We start from the raw sequence: 17,795 nt of genomic DNA, 5'->3' as shown, positions 1-17,795 counted from the left end.
TAAGAGGAGATGGGGATGCTGAAAGAATTCCAGGAATTCATTTCCAAAGGCAATGTGATGGACTTGGCCGTCGGCGTCATCATCGGCGCCGCCTTCTCCAAGATCGTCACTTCGCTGGTCGACGACATCATCATGCCGATCGTCGGCGCGATTTTCGGCGGATTGGACTTCAACAATTACTTCTTCGGGCTGTCTTCGAACGTCCACTCGACCGCGCTGGCCGATGCCAAGAAAGAGGGCGCCGTCTTTGCCTATGGCAGCTTCATCACTGCCGTGCTGAACTTCCTGATCCTGGCCTTCATCATCTTCCTGATGGTCAAGGCGGTGAACAACCTGCGCAAGCGGCTGGAGCGCGAGAAGCCTGCCGCCGCCGCGGCCCCGCCCGCCGATGTCGCGCTGCTGACCGAAATCCGCGACCTGCTCGCGAGAAAATAGCGGGATCGTCCGAGGCGGCCGGGTCAGGCCCGGCCGCCTCGAACCCTGCGTAGCCTTGCGTCGATTCTCGATCCGCGAGCCTTCGCGGCCGACCAGCGGAAATCCCCGGCACAGCGTTCCGCCTGCCTGCGCGAGCCATGGGCAAGGCTTCGGACATGACGATCATTGCAGAATTGCTGACGAGGCTCGATGAGACCATGCGGACCGTGAAACGCCATTTGCTGAAATGGATGCCGAGCAGTTCAACGCGTTCATACGCCTGCTTGCGCCGCGACCATCGATCGGCAGCGCCGAAATGGTTCTGACCACGCTGGCGCTTCGCGAAATCGAAGTCCGCGATCAGGCAAGGACGTGACCGCCAAGCACTGCTGTGAGGCGCCGACCGCGGCCTCCCTCGACCTGCCGCCAAGAGCAGGAACTCGGGCAACAAGACTGCCCGTGGCTTCGCCCCAAAAACCTCGGAGCCGCGGGCCTTTTTGCGCGTTCGATCGCCCGGCAGGTCCGGTGGGAGAAACCCAAAGGTCGCGGCGCACCGAACGGTCGTTCAGCCTATCGTTTTTATGGCCAGTTCGGTCCGGTTCTTGGCGCCGCACTTCTCGAGGATCGTGCTGACGTAGTTCTTTATCGTACCTTCGGCCAAATGCAGTTGGGCGCCGATTTCGCCATTGCTCTTGCCTTCGACGATCAGTTTGAGGATTTCGTTCTCGCGCGCGGTGAGGTCGCCACGCAACGGCGCGCTCGCCGGGGCGTGGCGCGGACGCAATCGCTTGAATTCCTCGAGAATTTTCGCGGCGACACCGGGTGAAAGCGCGGATTGGCCGTTCGCCACGGTCCGGATCGTCGCCGCGATCTCGTCGATCCTGGAGTCCTTCAGCAGATATGCCTTGGCTCCGGCGCTGACAGCCTCGAAAATCAGGTCGTTGGTCTCGAACGTGGTCAGGACCACGATACCGGTTCCCGGAAATTCGCGCAGGATACGCTGGGTTGCCGTGACGCCGTCGGCGCGCGGCATTTGCAGATCCATCAGGACGACGTCCGGGCGGTAACGGCGCGCGAACTCGATCGCCTGCTCGCCGTCGGCCGCGGCGCCGACAATTTCGAAATCGTCGTTTTGCTGGGCAAGCAGCGTGGCAAGGCCTTCTCGGATCAATGTCTGATCCTCGGCGATCAGCACGCGTATCCTTTCGGATTTCAGGCGCGGATCGGTCATCTTGCTACACCCCCAACTTTCTACGCACCCACGGCGCCGGACCGGTCGTTCGTGGCCGGCACGGTCAGGGGAAGGGTCGTCCGAACCAGCGTGCCCGCCCCCGGCGCGCTTTCCACCGCGCATTGTCCCCCCGCGAGCTCGGCGAATTCGACCATTCCAATCAGCCCGAAATGTCCCTGTTTGGGGACGGTCCCGTCAAAGCCGCGTCCGTCGTCGCGGACATCGACGATGAGTCTTGCGCCAGCTTCGGTTCTTTCCACGGCCGCGTCGAACCGGACCCGTCGCGCCTTCGCATGCGCCTCGACGTTGCGCAACGCTTCGCCGACGATGCGCCGGATCGTCGTCTCGTGATCCTGCAGCCCGGGGCGGGCTCCGTCAGCGATTTGCGTGGAGACCTCGATGCCGGTCTGCTGCGCGAAGTCCGACAGCATCTTCTCGACATCCGAACCCGGTTCGAGGTCGTCGGGCATCCTGAGCCGGGCGATGGCGTCGCGCGCCCGCGCCAAGCCGGTTATCGCCGCTTCCTCGGCAATTGCGAGCCCGTCTGAAACACGGGCTGGATCGGTCGCCAGGAAGTGCCTGGTCAGCCGGATTTGCGTCAGCAATGCGACGATCGAATGCACGAGCGTGTCGTGGAGGTCGCGCGCCAGGCGAAGGCGGGTGCGGGCGAGCGAGGCGAAGCGCACCTCGGAATTGGCGGCTTCGAGCTGCTGTTCCATCAAGCGTCGGGCGCGCCGCTCGCTTTCGAACATGATCTCGGCCTGGCGCGCCGTGAAGTCGGGCATCGCGATGACGACGTAGTGCGATCGATCGCCATTCCACAGGATGACCGCGGTCACCGGACGGTCCAGCCCCGGCAATTCGGCCCGCACGCCCGACAAGGCGATCAGATCGCGGCGTCCCTCGGACAAGGCCGCCATCTCGGCCTCCATCCCGACCAGGAGCGTGCACAGGCAGCAGTCCGCTCCAAGGGCGGGGAGCCACTCGACCAGGCGCCCCACTTTTTGCTGAACTGTCCTGTCGGCCCGCAAAACAGCAAGCCCGATGACTTCCGCTTGCGCGGCCGGCAGTAACTCTGTGCCGATATCGATCATTCGTTCTCGCAAAAACAGCCGCAGGGCGCGGCAGTCCACTTTGACGTAAGCCCGAACCGGCCGCAAACGAATATGACTTTCGTCATCATCGCCCCTGACTTTCGACAGATGTCACGCCCCCGCCAAAGGGGCTAGGTCGAAGGTCGTCGACATCGGCAACCTGTCGACGTGGTTTGAAACGATGATCTTCGTCCGGTTCGCCGGCACGACGGGCTCAGACCGAGGGAGCTGGGGTTGCCGCGATTTCAGCACTGGGAAAAGGAACCGTGGACGTGGAGACGGTTTCGGCAGTTGCCGATCAGCTTTCAGATATTGGCGCTTCTGTCGGTAGCCGCGATCCTGTCGATCTCATTTCTGATCTTCGTGCTTTTTATTTTCAGGTAATCGAGGCTCCGTCTCGAGCCGCGCAGCAAGCCAAACCCGAACGCCGGTCGCCATGAAGCTAAACGTCCAATTCATCAAGCACCCAGGCTCGAAAGAGCGCATGGTCGTGCTGCCGGAATCCCAGTTCCGCATACTCAAGCAGACCGCGATGGCGGGTGTGAGCGAGCTTGACGAGCCTACCCCCAACAGTCCTTTGCCCAAGCGCGTCCTCGACAGGATCGCCGCCGGCGAGAACCCGGTTCGCGCCGTCAGGGTCCTGCGCGGCCTGAGCGGAAGGCAGCTTGCCGCCCAAGCCGGAATAACCCCGAGCATGCTGTCGCAGATAGAGCGGTCCGGAAAGACGGCCTCCACCCGGACCCTCAAGGCAATCGCGCACATCCTGGATGTGCCGCTCGGTGCCATTTCGCCTCATCTGTCCGCCGGAATCGGAGGTGTGCCGGCCGATGCCTGCAGGACCGTGGCCTGGATCCTGACCTGAGGATCGAGACGCCCGCGGCGGCGCCGCGCGCGCTTCGAGATCGGCAGGCAAAGCGTGGGTGAGTGAGATGAACGCGACAGAGAGCCGTTCCCCGTGGCCGCTGAGGGGGATCTCCGAGTGGCGAATGGCCGTCCTGATCGGATGCGGCTGTTGTCTGATGCTGATCGCCATCGGTTGGCTATCAAGCGTTACCTCTTCCGCCGCGCGTGATCCGGATCCGCTTGCCGTCAACACCGCTGGCAAAGAGCAGCGCATCGTTCCCCGATCGGGGATCGACTTCGCCTGCAAGGGGCAGAACTGGGGTCATGAATCGAGTGAGTGCCTGGCCGCCATCCGAATCCAAACCGGACAGCGGCGATCGATCCGCATCATCGCCGACGGCGGCAACGGCTCGCAAGCGCAGTGAAGGCCCGGCGGCGCTTCTGGCGTAACGTCCCGGATTGAATTAGCATCCCCTCATCGCGCTCCGGCCGCGATCCGACAGGATGCGGAGTGCGGAGCGCAACGAGAACCGGGCGGTGGTCGCGTGCCGAGACTGATCCGCGCGCGGCCAGGCACCTGGAAACCGGCAAGGCGCAAGTGCAGGCGGGGAGGAGCCAATGCGGAAGCTGCAGTCGCAAGGCGTTCATCACATCACGCTGGTCGGTGCCGGGCGCCAGACCTCGATCGACTTCTGGGAGGGCGTGCTCGGCATGCCTTTCATCTTCGAGCAGCCCAATCTCGACAAGGCGAGCGAAAGCCATCTCTATTTCGATCCGGGCGACGGGCGGCTGATCACCGTCTTCACCGACGAGACTCGGGTCCCCGTCAAGCGGCGGACACCGACCGATATCGGCTGCGTCCACCACATCGCGTTCTCGGTATCGCGGGTCACCTTCCTGCAGGCGGTCGCGCGGCTCGACGAGCGCGGCATCAAGCACAGCGGTGTGAAGGATCGCGGTTTCATGGACTCGATCTATTTCGAGGATCCGCTGGGGCTGTTGATCGAGCTTGCTTCCTACCGCTTCGAACCGCCGGCCGGCTTCACCCATGCAGACGTGCTGATGGAGGCGCACAAGATCCGCGTGGCGCGCGGCGACTACAACATCGCCGAACTGCATCTGGCCGACGCCATCCAGGCGCTGGTCGAGCGGGCACGCGAAACCCTGTCGGAAAGCAGGGCGGCTAAAAATCCTTATTAACCGGGTCAGAGGGAGGACCGACATGGCAAAAGCTGCAGCGAAGAGTGCAAAGAAACCCGCGGCCAAGGCGGCGTCAAAGCCGGCGGCAAAAGCGGCGCCCAAGGCGAAGCCGGCCAAGAAGCCCGGCGTGAAACTCAGCGTGCTGAGGCCGAGCGTCAACAACATGACGGTGCGGGTGTTCGCGCGCGCGGCCGGGCTCGATCCGACGGAGACCGATGCCTGGGGCCAAACGCGTTCGCCCGAATTCCTGGCGCGCAATCCGGCGCATCTGACGCCGATGATCGAGGATAAGGGCCTGCCGCGCGGCGTGCTGTGGGAAAGCTGCGCCATCATGCAGTATCTCGCCAACAAGCACGGGCTGGATAAGTTCTATCCGAGGGCGCCGGCCAAGCGGGCGATGATCGACAGCGCCATGTTCTATCTGGTCGGCACACTTTATCCGTATGTCGCGCGCGCGACGTATCCGGCCCTCGGCTTCCCGCAATATGCCGGCGAGGTCGGCCACGGCGACGCCCATCCCGACAAGAAATCGGAAGCGCAGAAGGCGGCGATGGCTGCGATCGCGGAGCCGCTCGAGGTGTTTCATTCCTTCTTCCGCGACGGCAAACCGTTCATCGGCGGCAACAACCCGTCGATCGCCGATATAAGGCTGGCGGCAACGCTCGAATTCCTGGCGGTCATCGACTACGTGCTGCCCAAATGGGCGAACGAGTATATGGCGGCGCTGGAGAAGAAGCTCGGCAAGGCTTATGCCGAACCCGCCGGCGACGTGCGCGGCTACATCGCGCATGTGAAATCGCAGGCCAGGGCGTAGCAGTTCCTCGGGGTTAAGGTTTCGTTTACCTAAGGCCTGTCTACTGGTCGCAGTCCTCGCGGCGACCACGGATGTACTGGCGCCATGACGAGGCAAGGGAAAGGTCGGCTCCGTGCCGGCCTTTTGCTTTTTTTCGCGGCCATAGCGCCGCAATCACGACAGTATGATTGCGGCGCCGACGGGCGGGCTGAAAGCCTATTGTCATCTCCGTCATGGGTCGTACGATGCCGCCAGGCGGTTGAGCGATGGCAACGAGGAATCCGCGATGAACATGGCAAGATCCTTGATGATGGCGGGCGCGCTGTCGATCGCGCCGTTTCCATCGGCCGCCGCGTCGCTCAGCAGCATGAGCGAGGTCGGCGCCGCGTTGCTCGCCTGCTGGACACCGCCGGCCAATTCCGACAATTCCTCCGTCACGCTCAGCTTCAGCTTCAAGCGCGACGGCACGCTGATCGGGCCGCCGAGGACGACCGCCATCCATGTCAGCGGCGACGACAAGACGCGCAAGGCCTATGTCGATGCGGCGACCAAGGCTCTGAACGATTGCCTGCCGCTCAGCTTTTCGCCGTCGCTGGCGCAAGGCGTTGCCGGAAACGTCTTCACGCTGCAGTTCAATTCGCCGAAGACCTAAAACGCGTCGCGCTGAAACGGATTCAGGCGACGCGCTTTAGCCACTTGCACTTTCCTGGAAGTCCTCTAAAGGCGCCGAGCGGCCGTGCCGCACTCAAGTCAACCGCGTGCGCGTCTGACCTGGGCGTGTTTTTCCAATTCCGGCATCTCGAAGACGTAATCGTTCCAGGCGGAGTCCGGGATCTGCCCGGCCAGGTAGCAATCCAGCAGAAGGCTTTGTTCGGGGGTAAGGGGTCTCGGCGCCTGCTCATGATCCAGCCCAAGAGAATGGATCAGGTTCCTGGTCAAGCCAGAGACGGTGAAGTGAATGGACATCTTCAGTCTCCTCTGCACTGCGCGGCTCACATCAACGCCAACAACGTCTATCGCCGGTCAAAGGTTTCATCAGCAGTCCGTGATCGCGCAGCGGCCCGGCTTTGGCCGCCCTGAAAATGGTTTTTCGGCTACTGTCTCAATCTTGAAATTAAAGTGTAATATTCGCTTCACAAGCTTTAGCGTAACACTTGAATCATATAGGTGAGTTCCGGCTAACCTTTATGTATATAAGATATCTCTCAATTAGCTGGTATCAATTAAATCTTCGAACAGGGGTGGCGCCCGATGGCGAGGTTGCGGCTTCTTAAGATATCATTGCTGGTGGTCATGGCGATCTTGGCGATGACGCAGGTTTCTTATGCCGATTCTTGCTCGGCGCTGAGAAGCCAGTTCCTGTCCGGTGGCCGCGACGCGATTAGCCCCGAGCTTGGGCAACTGCGGCGCCAGCTCGCCGCGATCCAGTGGCTGGAGAGGCAGCGCCGCTGCAGCGCCGTCGGCGCCGTCGGGGGCTTCTTCAATGCCTGCGCGGATCTTGCCCGGAATCGGACCGAGGTGCAGCGCCGGATCGCCAGCATCGGCAATTCCGGCCGCGACTCCTCCGGGTTGCAGGCGAGATACGTGGCGCTTGGCTGTCAGGGGGCTTCCAAGCGGCAGCAGGCGCCGCAGCAGCAGGCGTCCAACCCCGAGGCTTCCACCCCGGCATATGGTGGGAATGCGATGCTGTTTTGCGTTCGCCTCTCGGACGGCTATTTCTTCCCTGCGCCGAATTCGCAATTCGCGCGAGGCGGGGACCTCAAGGATACGGTCGATCAATGCCGCTACATTTGCGACGATGCGGGTGTCGATCTCTATACGCTGAGCGATCCGAGCCTTGAGACCGACCAGATGGTCGCGGTCGAGACGCGCAAGCCCTATACCGAACTCCCAACCGCCTTCCGCTATCGCGATGCCGCCGAGTTCAAGGCCTGCGACCTCAAGCGCTACTCCCAGCGGGTGGCCGAGCTCAGGGCGCGCACGGTGAGGCCGCGCAACATGGAAAACGCCATCATTCCCTTGCCGACATCAAGGCCGGACATGGGCACGGTCTCGGAGATTCCATCGAGCGGTGCTCAGGGCGCGGGAGCGGATGCGACCAGCTCGATCGCGCAGCCCGAGGCGCTTGTCCCGGCAGATGCAAAGCCGGTGCGCGTGGTCGGGCCGGCCTTCTTCCCCGCGAATTGATCGGGCCATCGCCCCCTGCCTTGCGGCAGGGCCGCCTGGCTGTTTGACCAGGCAACATTATTCGCAGACGACCCGGTAGCGCTTGCCGTTTTCGCCGACATTCCTGCAGGCGAGGGGTCTCTGCTCGCCGGAAGACTCGTCCGGCAGGTCCTGGCTCAGGGATGGCGTCATCGAAGCGCGCCTGGGGTAGCGCCGGACGGCCGGGCCCGGCGGCGGGCCTGGCGGCAGAGGAAAGACGTCCGAGGCGATCTGCCGCGACCCGGTCGTTCCCGGCGGCGCCTCGTCCCAGACACGCCTGACATCCATCCGGCTTGGAACGATCACCGTGCCGTCGTCGCTGCGCACGCAGCCGCCCGCTGCAAGCAGCGCCGGGCACAGGACGAAAGCCGCGATTCGACCAAACATTAGCAACACCTCAGGCACCTTATAATGCGTCGTTGCCTCGATCGCCAACGGGCGGATTACCGCAGCCGGCGCCTCGACCGGATCTGGCTCAACGGGACCGGCGGCAGGCGGTTGCAATCATTATGGTTAGCGGATCGTTAATGCTTGTCGGGCACATTCCGCCGACGGACCGGCACGGTTCGGTCCTGGGGGTAGGAATGGCGGATACGGACGGGACTGTCGAGGCGGACAGCGCGCGGAATTTCGACAAGGCGGATATGCGCGACAACGGGGCCTTTCTCGGTGGCGTCCACGATATGGCCGGGACTTCGGAGGCGCTTGCCAATCTGAGCCTGATGGTCGATTCGATGCCGATCGGCGTCATCGTTCTCGATGCCGAATTGCGGGCCGAGGTGGTCAACCGGGCATTCTACGATTTCTGGAAGATCGATCCGCGGCGCGCTCCGGCCGGCAGTCGCTTTCGCGACCTCATGGAAGCCAGCCGTGACGCCGATCCGTTCGGCGGCGAGGAACAGGCTTGGCAAAGCCATGTGGCCGAACGGGAGGCCGAAATCCGCGCCGGAGCCGCGGGATCCAGGCAGTTGCCGCGCAAGGACGGCCGCACACTGATCGCCTCGCTGGCGCCGCTTCCCGGAGGCAAGCGGCTGATCTCCTATGTCGACATCACCGACATGAAACAGCGCGAGACAGAAGCGGAGGACGCACGCAGGAACCTCGCCACCGTGCTGGAGTCGCTGCCGGCGGGCGTCATCATCTATGATCGCGACGATCGCTTCGTCTTCGCCAACCGCAAGCTGCAGGATACGCTGCCGGCGCTGAAGCCGGCCTGGCAGCCGGGCCGCACATTCCGCGAGGCGTTGTCTCTCGGCCATTCGGTCGGCTACTTCCGCTCGAGCGGCGACGCCGAAATCGACGGTCTGTATGGCGTCGACACCGAACGCTGGCTTGACGCCATGCTCACGCGCTACCGTTTGCCGAGCTCCGCCTACGAACGCCTCAACGCCGACGGGCGCTGGTACCAAGTCTATGACATGCGCACCGACGACGGGACGTTCATCGGCGTGCGCGTCGATATCACCGACATCAAGACGCGCGAGAAGGCGTTGCGCGACTCCATGCGCCAGATCGACCTCTACCGGCACGTGATGGACGAGCTGCCCGTGGCCGCCTTCATCAAGGCCGACGATCTCAGCATTGAATTCGTCAACAAGGCCTGGTGCGCGCTGACCGGCTTCGCCAAGGACGAGGTGCTCGGCAAGACGGATCGCGAGCTTTTCGCGTCGGAAGAGGCGGACGGTTTCAGCAATGACGACACCGACGTCGTGGCGACCGGCTCGGGGCGCGAGATCGAGGAGGCTGTCACCCACCGCGACGGCACGGTCCGGCAGCTGATGACGCGCAAGAGCCGGCTGGTGGCGATCGACGGCTCCGTGCATCTGGTCGGCTCCAGCACCGACATCACCGACGTCAAGGCGCGCGAGCAGGCGCTCCGGCAGAGCATGAGCGAGAACGAGGTGTTCCGCAGCCTCATCGACAACGTGCCGGTGTCGATCTACGCCAAGCGCTCGGACCTCAGGCAGTTCTACGTCAACAAGGGCTGGTGCGATCTCACCGGCTTCAGCAAGGAAGAAGCCGTCGGCAAGACCGATGTCGAGATTTTCGGCGCGGACGGCGAAGCCTTCGTCGCCAGCGACTTGGCCGTGCTGCGCACCGGCGAGACGCAGGAGATCGAAGAGACGGTGACGATGCCGGACGGCAGCGTCAGGCACCAGTTCGCCCGCAAGGGCGCGATGATCGCCTCTGACGGCTCGCTCTATCTGATCGGCTCCACCACCGACATCACCGAGCTCAAGCAGCGCGAGGCCGAGCTCAGCGAGGCGCGCCGGCGCGCCGTGCTCGCCGACCGGGCCAAGTCGGAATTCCTCGCCAATATGAGCCACGAGATCCGCACGCCGATGAATGGGGTTCTTGGAATGGCAGAGCTGCTGGCAAAGTCGGACCTCGATCCGAAGCAGAAGACGTTCACGGACATCATCGTCAAATCCGGCAACGCGCTGCTCACCATCATCAACGACATCCTCGACTTCTCCAAGATCGATGCCGGCCAGATGGTGCTCGACCCGGCGCCCTTCAATCTCGCCGAGGCGATCGAGGACGTGGCGACGCTGGTGTCGACGCGCGCCAAGGAGAAGGACCTCGAGCTCATCGTTCGTGTCCAGCCGGGGCTCGACGGCCAGTTCGTCGGCGATGTCGGCCGGATCAGGCAGATCGTCACCAACCTGCTCGGCAACGCCGTGAAGTTCACCGACGAGGGCCATGTCCTGGTCGACGTGACGGGCGACCGGGTCCCCGCGGGCACGAAGCTCACCATTTCCGTGACGGATACCGGTATCGGCATTCCGGAAGACAAGCTGAAGCTGGTGTTCGAGAAATTCAGCCAGGTCGACACCTCCTCGACCAGGCGGCATGAGGGCACCGGGCTTGGCCTTGCCATCACCTCGCGGCTGGTCGAGATGATGGGCGGCGAGATCGGCGTCGACAGCGCCGAAGGCAAGGGCTCGACCTTCTGGTTCACCGTCACGCTGCCCAGGGCCGAGCAGGGCGGGCAGCGCATCATGCCGGTCGATGTCACCGGCGCACGCGTGCTCATCGTCGACGACAACGCCGTCAACCGCTCGATCCTGAGCGAGCAGATGGCGTCGTGGACGTTCGATTCCTGCGCGGCCGAAAGCGGCGCCGAGGGGTTGAAGGTGCTGATTGCCGCCGCCGCCTATGGCGTGCCGGTCGATTGCGTGGTGCTCGACTATCAGATGCCCGGCATGACCGGCGCCGAGATGGCGCGCATCGTGCGCAACACGGCGGGCCTGGCGCATACGCCCATCATCATGCTGACCTCGGTCGACCAGTCGCTTGCCGGCACGGCCTATCGCGACCTCGGCATCGATGCGCAACTGATCAAGCCGGCGCGCTCCTCCATTCTCTTGGAAACGCTGGTCTCGACCATCCAGCGCCACCGCCACAGCAGCACGGCCGCGCAGCCGCAACCCGCCATTGGCGCCGGCAGCTCCCCGCAAGCCGCTCCGGCGCAGACGGCGGCATCGGACCGCGCCATGCTGCAGCCGCCGCCGGCGCGGGCGCGTCCACGCCCTGCCGATGCGGAGCGCGGGCTCGACATCCTCGTCGCCGAGGACAATGAGGTGAACCAGATGGTGTTCACCCAGATCCTCGGCGAGACCGGTTACCGCTTCGAGATCGTCGGCAATGGCCGCAAGGCGCTCGACGCCTTCGGCAGGCTCAATCCGCGCATGATCCTGATGGACGTGTCGATGCCGGAAATGAACGGGCTGGAGGCGACGGCCGCCATCCGCAGGCTCGAGGAGGACATGGGCACGCATGTGCCGATCGTCGGCGTCACCGCGCACGCGCTGAAGGGCGACCGCGAACGCTGCCTGGAGGCCGGCATGGACGATTACCTGCCGAAGCCGATCAGTCCGCGGGCGCTGCTCGAAAAGCTCGAGCGATGGCTGGGCTCGGACGTCGAGACCCGGCGCAACGCAGGTTAGAGCAATATCGGGAAAAGCGTGAAACGCTCAGGCTCCGGCGCCTTCGCGTAGCCGTCCGTCCCGGAACTGCGCGAAATCAAGAGTCAAGGCGGATTTTAGCCGGCTGGCGGGCGCAGGGCGTTGACGCATGCGTATGGTGCGATCGCACCATACCAAAGCAAACGCCAAGCTCGGACAATCGTGACATTGATTCCGCTCTTCGGTTACGGGCGGGAGCAGCGACCGCCAACAAGAAACAGCGTCGACTCTACCCCAACGGACCTGTTTTCGGCGATGGCCAGGCCATGATCCGCTCTGGCATTCAGGCAACGCACTCTCGTCCGGATTTTATTTCCCGGCGGCCGTCATCCGGCCGCCGGGATAAATTTTGTTTCAAAAGTCAGACAAGTTACTGATTCCCGCGGCAAACTCCGGCCGGTCCTTCGAGGCCGCCGCGAACCCCTTCCGAGCATCCCCGTTCAGGCGTTACCGGGCTGACACGAAACTGTCATGCGACTGTAATAATCGAAGGCTATTGCGCTCACCGGGCGCCTATAGAACGGGTGCCGAAAGACCATCTTCCGAACAGGAGCAGGCCACATGAGACATTTCATCCGCTCGGCGGCCGTTGCGATTGCAATGGCTGCGGCATCAACCCTTAGCATCTCCGCCGCAATGGCAGCCGATATCTCCGGCGCCGGCGCCACTTTCCCCTATCCGATCTATGCGAAGTGGGCCGACGCCTACAAGAAGGAGACCGGCATCGGTCTCAACTACCAGTCGATCGGCTCCGGCGGCGGCATCAAGCAGATCAAGGCCAAGACCGTGACCTTCGGCGCCTCCGACGCGCCGCTGAAGGGCGAGGATCTGGACTCCACCGGGCTCGCGCAGTTCCCGATGGTGATGGGCGGCATCGTTCCGGTCGTCAATCTCGAAGGCATCAAGCCGGGCGAACTGGTGCTCGACGGTCCGACGCTGGCCGACATCTTCGCCGGCAAGATCACCAACTGGAACGACGAAGCGATCAAGAAGCTCAACCCCGACGCCAAGCTGCCCGACCAGGCGATCGCCGTCGTCCACCGTTCGGACGGCTCAGGCACCACGTTCAACTTCAGCTACTACCTGGCAGACGTCAGCGCCGACTGGAAGTCGAAGGTCGGCGTCAACACCGCGCTCGAATGGCCGGTGGGCATCGGCGCCAAGGGCAATGAAGGCGTCGCCAACAACGTCTCGCAGACCGGCGGCGCGATCGGTTACGTCGAATACGCCTATGCCAAGCAGAACAAGCTGACCTACACCGACCTGGTCAACAAGGACGGCAAGAAGGTCGAGCCGACCGCCGCCGCGTTCTCGGCCGCCGCGGCCAATGCCGACTGGAGCTCGCAGCCGGGCTACGGCGTCATCCTGGCCAACCAGGCCGGTGCTGAATCCTGGCCGATGACGTCGGCCACCTGGATCCTCGTCTACAAGAAGCCCGACGACACTGCGGCCACGACCGAAGCGCTCAAGTTCTTCGCCTGGTCCTATGCCAAGGGCGACGAGCTGGCCGCGGGCCTGGACTACGTTCCGATGCCCGACGCGGTCGTGAAGAGCGTCGAGGAAATGTGGGGCAAGGACATCGTCGACGCGAGCGGCAAGCCGCTTTACTCCGGCATGTAATTCCTAGCGAATAAGGAGGGCGTCTCCGGCGCCCTCCTGTCTCTTTCGAAATGCGAGGGGCTAAATGACAGCCGTTTCCGACGCCGCGACATCGTCCGCCCTGCGGACCAGGGAAGCGACGGTGCGCCGCTTCGCCTTCACCGACATGGCATTCCGGACGGCCACGCGCCTTTCCGCCATCCTCGTGCTGGTTCTGCTCGGCGGGGTCGCGATCTCGCTGGTCGCCGGCTCGTGGGAGGCGCTGTCGAAGTTCGGCTTCTCCTTCCTGACCACCGAATCCTGGAACCCGGTCACCGAGAATTTCGGCGCCCTGGCGCCCATCTACGGCACCATCGTCACCTCGGCCATCGCCATTCTCATCGCTGTGCCGATCGGCATCGGCATCGCCATCTTCCTGACCGAGCTCTGCCCGCGTCCGCTCAGGCGCCCGATCGCCATCGCGGTCGAGCTGCTCGCAGGCATTCCCTCGATCATCTACGGCATCTGGGGCCTGTTCGTGTTCGCGCCGTTCCTGCAGACGACGATCCAGCCCTTCGTCATCTGGCTCTTCAAAGGCATCCCCGGCCTCAACAGCCTGTTTGCCGGCCCGCCCTACGGCATCGGCCTGCTGACCTCGTCGCTGATCCTTGCCATCATGGTGCTGCCCTTCATCACCTCGATCACCAAGGACGTGTTCGACACGGTGCCGGCGGTGCTGAAGGAATCGGCATACGGCATCGGCTGCACGACCTGGGAAGTGACCCGGCGCGTGACCATCCCCTATACCCGCGTCGGCATCATGGGCGGCGTCATGCTCGGCCTCGGCCGCGCGCTCGGCGAGACGATGGCGGTTACCTTCGTCATCGGCAACGCGCACCGCATCAGCGCCTCGCTGTTTGCGCCGGGCACGACGATCTCGGCGACCATCGCCAACGAATTCACCGAAGCCGACGGCAATCTCTATACATCCTCGCTGGTATCGCTCGGCCTGATCCTGTTCATCATCACCTTCATCATCCTCGCGCTTGCACGCTACATGCTGTTGCGCATCGATAGCCGCACGGGAGCCTGACCGATGTCGACTGCCGCATCGCTTCACCAAAGCCGCAAACGCAAGAATGCCGTGATGATGGCGCTGTGCGTCGTCGCGGCCGGCATCGGCCTCGCCTGGCTGGCGCTGATCCTCGGCGCCCTGCTCTACAAGGGGCTCTCCGGGGTGAACCTGGCGGTGTTCACTGAAATGACGCCGCCGCCCGGCGACGCCGGCGGCCTGCTCAACGCCATCTATGGCAGCATCGTCATGACGATCATCGGCATCGTCGTCGGCACGCCGATCGGCGTGCTGGCCGGCACCTACATGGCCGAATATGGCCGCTTCTCGAAGCTCACGACGGTGGTGCGCTTCATCAACGACATCCTGTTGTCGGCGCCATCGATCATCATCGGCCTGTTCGTCTATGAGCTGATGGTGCGGCCGATGGGGCACTTCTCGGCGATTGCCGGCGCCGTCGCGCTGTCGATCCTGGTGATCCCCGTCGTGGTGCGCACCACCGAGGACATGCTGAACCTTGTGCCCAACGCGCTGCGCGAAGCAGGCGCCGCCATCGGCGCGCCGCGCTGGGTGGTGATCCGCTCCGTCGCCTACCGCGCGGCAATGTCGGGCATCGTCACCGGCATATTGCTGGCGATCGCCCGCATCTCCGGCGAGACGGCGCCGCTTCTCTTCACCGCGCTCAACAACCAGTTCTGGTCGAGCAATCTCAATGCGCCGATGGCCAGCCTGCCGGTGACCATCTTCCAGTTCGCTCTCAGCCCTTACGAGGAATGGCAGCAACTGGCCTGGACGGGCGCACTCATAATCACCCTGACGGTTCTCGGGCTGAGCATCATCGCCCGCAGCCTAACCGGACGCAGAGAGGACAGATGAAACCGATGTTGTCCACCGACCTGAACGCAGCCGACACGACCGTCGAGAAGGCCAAGATCGAGGTCAAGAACCTCAATTTCTACTATGGCCAGTCGAAGGCGCTGAAGGACATCAACCTGTCCCTGCCCGAGCGCAGCGTGACAGCCTTCATCGGCCCGTCGGGCTGCGGGAAGTCGACGCTGCTGCGCGTGCTCAACCGCATCTACGAGCTCTATCCGAAGCAGAGCGCCGAGGGCCAGGTGCTGCTCGACGGCAAGAACATCCTCGACCGCTCGCAGGACCTCAACCTGCTGCGCACCAAGATCGGCATGGTGTTCCAGAAGCCGACGCCGTTCCCGATGTCGATCTACGAGAACATCGCCTTCGGCGTCAGGCTCTATGAGAAGATCAGCAAGGCCGAGATGGATAGCCGCGTCGAGCAGGCGCTGAAGCGCGCCGCGCTGTGGACCGAGGTCAAGGACAAGCTCAACGCGAGCGGCCTCAGCCTCTCGGGCGGCCAGCAGCAGCGCCTGTGCATCGCCCGCACCGTGGCGGTGAAGCCCGAGGTCATCCTGCTCGACGAGCCGGCCTCGGCGCTCGATCCGCTGTCGACGGCAAAGATCGAGGAACTGATCGACGAGTTGCAGGCCGACTACACGATCGTCATCGTCACCCACAACATGCAGCAGGCGGCACGCGTGTCGCGGCAGACCGCGTTCATGTATCTGGGCGAGCTGGTGGAGTTCGACCGGACCGAGAAGATCTTCACCTCGCCCCGCGAGAAGCGCACGCAGGACTACATTACCGGCCGCTTCGGCTGAGTTCATACGAGGACATCATCATGGCCGAACATACCGTCGCCTCCTTCGACGAGGATCTGAGGCAGATCAGCCGGCTCATCAACGACATGGGCGATCTCGCCAGCTCCATGGTCGGCGGTGCGACCAGGGCGCTGCTCGAGACCGACAACGCGCTGGCGCAGCGCGTCGTCTCCGACGACGCCATCATGGACGCTCGTCAGCGCGAGCTCGACGACCGCGCCATCACGCTGATCGCCAAGCGGCAGCCGATGGCGGACGACCTGCGCAACGTGGTCGGCTCGATCCGCATGGCGGGCGACCTCGAACGCATCGGCGATCTCGCCAAGAACATCGCCAAGCGTGTCGGCTCGGTCGGCGTCAGCGCCGCGCCGCGCGACCTCACGCATTCGATCGATTCGATGGCGCAGCTGGTGCTGATCCAGGTCCAGGCCGTGATCCAGGAATATACGGTGGGCGATGCCACGGCGCTGGCCAAGCTTCGCAACGACGACGAGCGCATCGACGTCAAATACACGTCCGTCTTCCGCGAGCTGTTGACCTACATGATGGAAGACCCTCGCAACATCACCGCTTGCACGCATCTTCTGTTCTGCGCCAAGAACCTCGAGCGCATCGGCGACCATGTGACCAACATCGCCGAGAATGCCTATTATGTGCTGACCGGCACGCAATTGCCCGCCAATCGTCCGAAGCAGGACGAGACCGCAATGTCGGCGCCGGCGGCCTGACGAAAAGGTTACCCCAATGATCGCGCCACGCATCATGGTGGTGGAGGACGAGGAGCCGCTGGGGGTGCTGCTCCGCTACAATCTCGAATCCGAGGGTTACCAGGTCGAAGTGGTGACCCGCGGCGACGAGGCCGAAATCCGCCTTCAGGAAAACGTTCCCGACCTGCTCGTGCTCGACTGGATGGTGCCGGCGGTTTCCGGCATCGAGCTCTGCCGGCGTCTCAGGATGCGGCCCGAGACCGAGCGGCTGCCGATCATCATGCTGACGGCGCGCGGCGAGGAAAGCGACCGCGTGCGCGGCCTCTCGACCGGCGCCGACGACTATCTGGTCAAGCCGTTCTCGACGCCGGAGTTCATGGCGCGCGTCAAGGCGCTGCTGCGCCGAGCCAAGCCGGAGGTGCTGTCCAGCGTGCTCAAGGTCGGCGACATCGTGCTCGATCGCGAATCGCACCGGGTCTACCGCAAGAAGAGCGAGATCAGGCTCGGCCCGACCGAGTTCCGCCTGCTCGAATTCATGATGCGCCATCCCGGTCGCGTGTTCTCGCGCAGCCAGCTGCTCGACAATGTCTGGGGCGAGACGATCTATATCGACGAGCGCACCGTGGACGTCCATGTCGGGCGCCTGCGCAAGGCGGTCAACAACGGCCGCATGCCGGATGTCATCCGCACCATCCGCGGGGCGGGGTACGCGATCAGGGAGGATTAGTCCCGAGGGCGGAAGTTCCGACGGGATCGGCACTTCCAACATTTACGCTGGTGGGTAGTCGAGACGCTTGCGCTTCGTCATCCACGGGCGGAGCAAGGAGCGAAGCGACGCGCGCAGACCCGAGGATCCATTCCGTGACTTCCACGCGCCGCTATGGCGCAGAACTCTGCACCACTGCACCCTACGATCGAGGTAACGGCATGGATTCCAGGGTCTGCGCGCGTCGCTTCGCTCCTTGCTCCGCCCTGGAATGACGAAGTCGCGGTGGCTTCGGCCAATCTCCAACG

At 63.8% G+C, this 17,795-nt stretch carries 19 protein-coding genes; 15 read left to right on the top strand and 4 right to left on the bottom strand.

Annotation, left to right across the window (positions count from 1 at the left end):
• Window positions 1–15: 15 nt before the first annotated feature.
• Window positions 16–435: a large conductance mechanosensitive channel protein MscL gene (gene mscL / locus FJ424_RS29705; RefSeq protein WP_140659490.1), complete on the top strand. Its 420-nt coding sequence runs from the start codon at window positions 16–18 to the stop codon at window positions 433–435.
• Between the two features lie 544 nt (window positions 436–979).
• On the opposite strand, the gene FJ424_RS29700 is transcribed toward mscL, so the two are convergent.
• Complete coding sequence (locus tag FJ424_RS29700) at window positions 980–1,609, bottom strand: response regulator transcription factor (RefSeq protein ID WP_246677381.1); 630 nt, start codon at window positions 1,607–1,609, stop codon at window positions 980–982.
• A gap of 56 nt (window positions 1,610–1,665) precedes the next feature.
• The gene (locus tag FJ424_RS29695) at window positions 1,666–2,739 is read right to left on the bottom strand and encodes a histidine kinase (RefSeq protein ID WP_140659489.1); all 1,074 of its coding nucleotides are present in this window, start codon (window positions 2,737–2,739) and stop codon (window positions 1,666–1,668) included.
• Window positions 2,740–3,005: 266 nt separating this feature from the next.
• Between FJ424_RS29695 and FJ424_RS33740 the strand changes: the two genes are divergently transcribed.
• From FJ424_RS33740 to FJ424_RS29670, 6 genes are all read left to right on the top strand, one after another.
• On the top strand, window positions 3,006–3,179 hold the full coding sequence (locus tag FJ424_RS33740; protein ID WP_181182233.1) for a hypothetical protein: 174 nt from the start codon (window positions 3,006–3,008) through the stop codon (window positions 3,177–3,179).
• 44 nt (window positions 3,180–3,223) lie between these two features.
• Complete coding sequence (locus FJ424_RS29690; protein WP_181182232.1) at window positions 3,224–3,601, top strand: helix-turn-helix transcriptional regulator; 378 nt, start codon at window positions 3,224–3,226, stop codon at window positions 3,599–3,601.
• A 124-nt stretch (window positions 3,602–3,725) separates the two neighbouring features.
• Entirely contained in the window at window positions 3,726–4,007 is a 282-nt protein-coding gene (locus FJ424_RS29685; RefSeq protein WP_140659487.1) for a hypothetical protein, read from the top strand.
• Between the two features lie 193 nt (window positions 4,008–4,200).
• Window positions 4,201–4,782: a VOC family protein gene (locus tag FJ424_RS29680; RefSeq protein WP_140659486.1), complete on the top strand. Its 582-nt coding sequence runs from the start codon at window positions 4,201–4,203 to the stop codon at window positions 4,780–4,782.
• Window positions 4,783–4,804: 22 nt separating this feature from the next.
• Entirely contained in the window at window positions 4,805–5,596 is a 792-nt protein-coding gene (locus tag FJ424_RS29675) for a glutathione S-transferase family protein (protein ID WP_140659485.1), read from the top strand.
• 271 nt (window positions 5,597–5,867) lie between these two features.
• Window positions 5,868–6,227 carry a hypothetical protein gene (locus FJ424_RS29670; protein WP_246677384.1) on the top strand — a complete coding sequence of 120 codons (360 nt, stop codon included), beginning with the start codon at window positions 5,868–5,870 and terminating at the stop codon, window positions 6,225–6,227.
• Between the two features lie 98 nt (window positions 6,228–6,325).
• Here FJ424_RS29670 and FJ424_RS29665 read toward each other — a convergent pair whose 3' ends face one another.
• Window positions 6,326–6,541: a hypothetical protein gene (locus tag FJ424_RS29665; RefSeq protein WP_140647904.1), complete on the bottom strand. Its 216-nt coding sequence runs from the start codon at window positions 6,539–6,541 to the stop codon at window positions 6,326–6,328.
• A gap of 342 nt (window positions 6,542–6,883) precedes the next feature.
• On the opposite strand from FJ424_RS29665, the gene FJ424_RS29660 reads away from it, so the two are divergent.
• Window positions 6,884–7,762, top strand: coding sequence for a DUF2865 domain-containing protein (locus FJ424_RS29660; RefSeq protein WP_246677380.1), 879 nt, complete (start codon window positions 6,884–6,886; stop codon window positions 7,760–7,762).
• A gap of 57 nt (window positions 7,763–7,819) precedes the next feature.
• On the opposite strand, the gene FJ424_RS29655 is transcribed toward FJ424_RS29660, so the two are convergent.
• On the bottom strand, window positions 7,820–8,167 hold the full coding sequence (locus FJ424_RS29655) for a hypothetical protein (protein WP_246677379.1): 348 nt from the start codon (window positions 8,165–8,167) through the stop codon (window positions 7,820–7,822).
• A gap of 197 nt (window positions 8,168–8,364) precedes the next feature.
• Between FJ424_RS29655 and FJ424_RS29650 the strand changes: the two genes are divergently transcribed.
• The 7 genes from FJ424_RS29650 to phoB all read left to right on the top strand — a co-directional run bounded on the left by FJ424_RS29650 (window position 8,365) and on the right by phoB (window position 17,508).
• Window positions 8,365–11,730: a response regulator gene (locus tag FJ424_RS29650; RefSeq protein WP_246677378.1), complete on the top strand. Its 3,366-nt coding sequence runs from the start codon at window positions 8,365–8,367 to the stop codon at window positions 11,728–11,730.
• Window positions 11,731–12,309: 579 nt separating this feature from the next.
• On the top strand, window positions 12,310–13,368 hold the full coding sequence (pstS, locus tag FJ424_RS29645) for a phosphate ABC transporter substrate-binding protein PstS (RefSeq protein WP_140659482.1): 1,059 nt from the start codon (window positions 12,310–12,312) through the stop codon (window positions 13,366–13,368).
• A gap of 64 nt (window positions 13,369–13,432) precedes the next feature.
• On the top strand, window positions 13,433–14,419 hold the full coding sequence (gene pstC, locus FJ424_RS29640; protein WP_140647907.1) for a phosphate ABC transporter permease subunit PstC: 987 nt from the start codon (window positions 13,433–13,435) through the stop codon (window positions 14,417–14,419).
• Window positions 14,420–14,422: 3 nt separating this feature from the next.
• On the top strand, window positions 14,423–15,274 hold the full coding sequence (gene pstA / locus FJ424_RS29635; protein WP_140647908.1) for a phosphate ABC transporter permease PstA: 852 nt from the start codon (window positions 14,423–14,425) through the stop codon (window positions 15,272–15,274).
• Window positions 15,271–16,074, top strand: coding sequence for a phosphate ABC transporter ATP-binding protein PstB (gene pstB, locus FJ424_RS29630; RefSeq protein WP_140647909.1), 804 nt, complete (start codon window positions 15,271–15,273; stop codon window positions 16,072–16,074). The genes pstA and pstB overlap by 4 nt, the downstream gene beginning before the upstream one ends.
• A gap of 20 nt (window positions 16,075–16,094) precedes the next feature.
• Entirely contained in the window at window positions 16,095–16,802 is a 708-nt protein-coding gene (phoU, locus tag FJ424_RS29625) for a phosphate signaling complex protein PhoU (protein ID WP_140659481.1), read from the top strand.
• A 16-nt stretch (window positions 16,803–16,818) separates the two neighbouring features.
• Window positions 16,819–17,508, top strand: coding sequence for a phosphate regulon transcriptional regulator PhoB (gene phoB, locus FJ424_RS29620; protein WP_010911896.1), 690 nt, complete (start codon window positions 16,819–16,821; stop codon window positions 17,506–17,508).
• Window positions 17,509–17,795: the final 287 nt, after the last annotated feature.

It is taken from the genome of Mesorhizobium sp. B3-1-8, from assembly GCF_006439495.1.
In the GTDB taxonomy this organism is placed as follows: Bacteria; Pseudomonadota; Alphaproteobacteria; order Rhizobiales; family Rhizobiaceae; genus Mesorhizobium.
This window is presented reverse-complemented; position numbering and strand designations above follow the sequence as displayed.

What these genes read in the sequence shown, in the direction of transcription:
- mscL (WP_140659490.1), top strand. Translation starts at nt 16, where the DNA reads ATGCTGAAAGAATTCCAGGAATTCATTTCCAAAGGCAATGTGATGGAC.
- FJ424_RS29695 (WP_140659489.1), bottom strand. Translation starts at nt 2,739, where the DNA reads ATGATCGATATCGGCACAGAGTTACTGCCGGCCGCGCAAGCGGAAGTC.
- FJ424_RS29690 (WP_181182232.1), top strand. Translation starts at nt 3,224, where the DNA reads ATGGTCGTGCTGCCGGAATCCCAGTTCCGCATACTCAAGCAGACCGCG.
- FJ424_RS29685 (WP_140659487.1), top strand. Translation starts at nt 3,726, where the DNA reads ATGGCCGTCCTGATCGGATGCGGCTGTTGTCTGATGCTGATCGCCATC.
- FJ424_RS29680 (WP_140659486.1), top strand. Translation starts at nt 4,201, where the DNA reads ATGCGGAAGCTGCAGTCGCAAGGCGTTCATCACATCACGCTGGTCGGT.
- FJ424_RS29675 (WP_140659485.1), top strand. Translation starts at nt 4,805, where the DNA reads ATGGCAAAAGCTGCAGCGAAGAGTGCAAAGAAACCCGCGGCCAAGGCG.
- FJ424_RS29670 (WP_246677384.1), top strand. Translation starts at nt 5,868, where the DNA reads ATGGCAAGATCCTTGATGATGGCGGGCGCGCTGTCGATCGCGCCGTTT.
- FJ424_RS29665 (WP_140647904.1), bottom strand. Translation starts at nt 6,541, where the DNA reads ATGTCCATTCACTTCACCGTCTCTGGCTTGACCAGGAACCTGATCCAT.
- FJ424_RS29660 (WP_246677380.1), top strand. Translation starts at nt 6,884, where the DNA reads ATGACGCAGGTTTCTTATGCCGATTCTTGCTCGGCGCTGAGAAGCCAG.
- FJ424_RS29655 (WP_246677379.1), bottom strand. Translation starts at nt 8,167, where the DNA reads ATGTTTGGTCGAATCGCGGCTTTCGTCCTGTGCCCGGCGCTGCTTGCA.
- FJ424_RS29650 (WP_246677378.1), top strand. Translation starts at nt 8,365, where the DNA reads ATGGCGGATACGGACGGGACTGTCGAGGCGGACAGCGCGCGGAATTTC.
- pstS (WP_140659482.1), top strand. Translation starts at nt 12,310, where the DNA reads ATGAGACATTTCATCCGCTCGGCGGCCGTTGCGATTGCAATGGCTGCG.
- pstC (WP_140647907.1), top strand. Translation starts at nt 13,433, where the DNA reads ATGACAGCCGTTTCCGACGCCGCGACATCGTCCGCCCTGCGGACCAGG.
- pstA (WP_140647908.1), top strand. Translation starts at nt 14,423, where the DNA reads ATGTCGACTGCCGCATCGCTTCACCAAAGCCGCAAACGCAAGAATGCC.
- pstB (WP_140647909.1), top strand. Translation starts at nt 15,271, where the DNA reads ATGAAACCGATGTTGTCCACCGACCTGAACGCAGCCGACACGACCGTC.
- phoU (WP_140659481.1), top strand. Translation starts at nt 16,095, where the DNA reads ATGGCCGAACATACCGTCGCCTCCTTCGACGAGGATCTGAGGCAGATC.
- phoB (WP_010911896.1), top strand. Translation starts at nt 16,819, where the DNA reads ATGATCGCGCCACGCATCATGGTGGTGGAGGACGAGGAGCCGCTGGGG.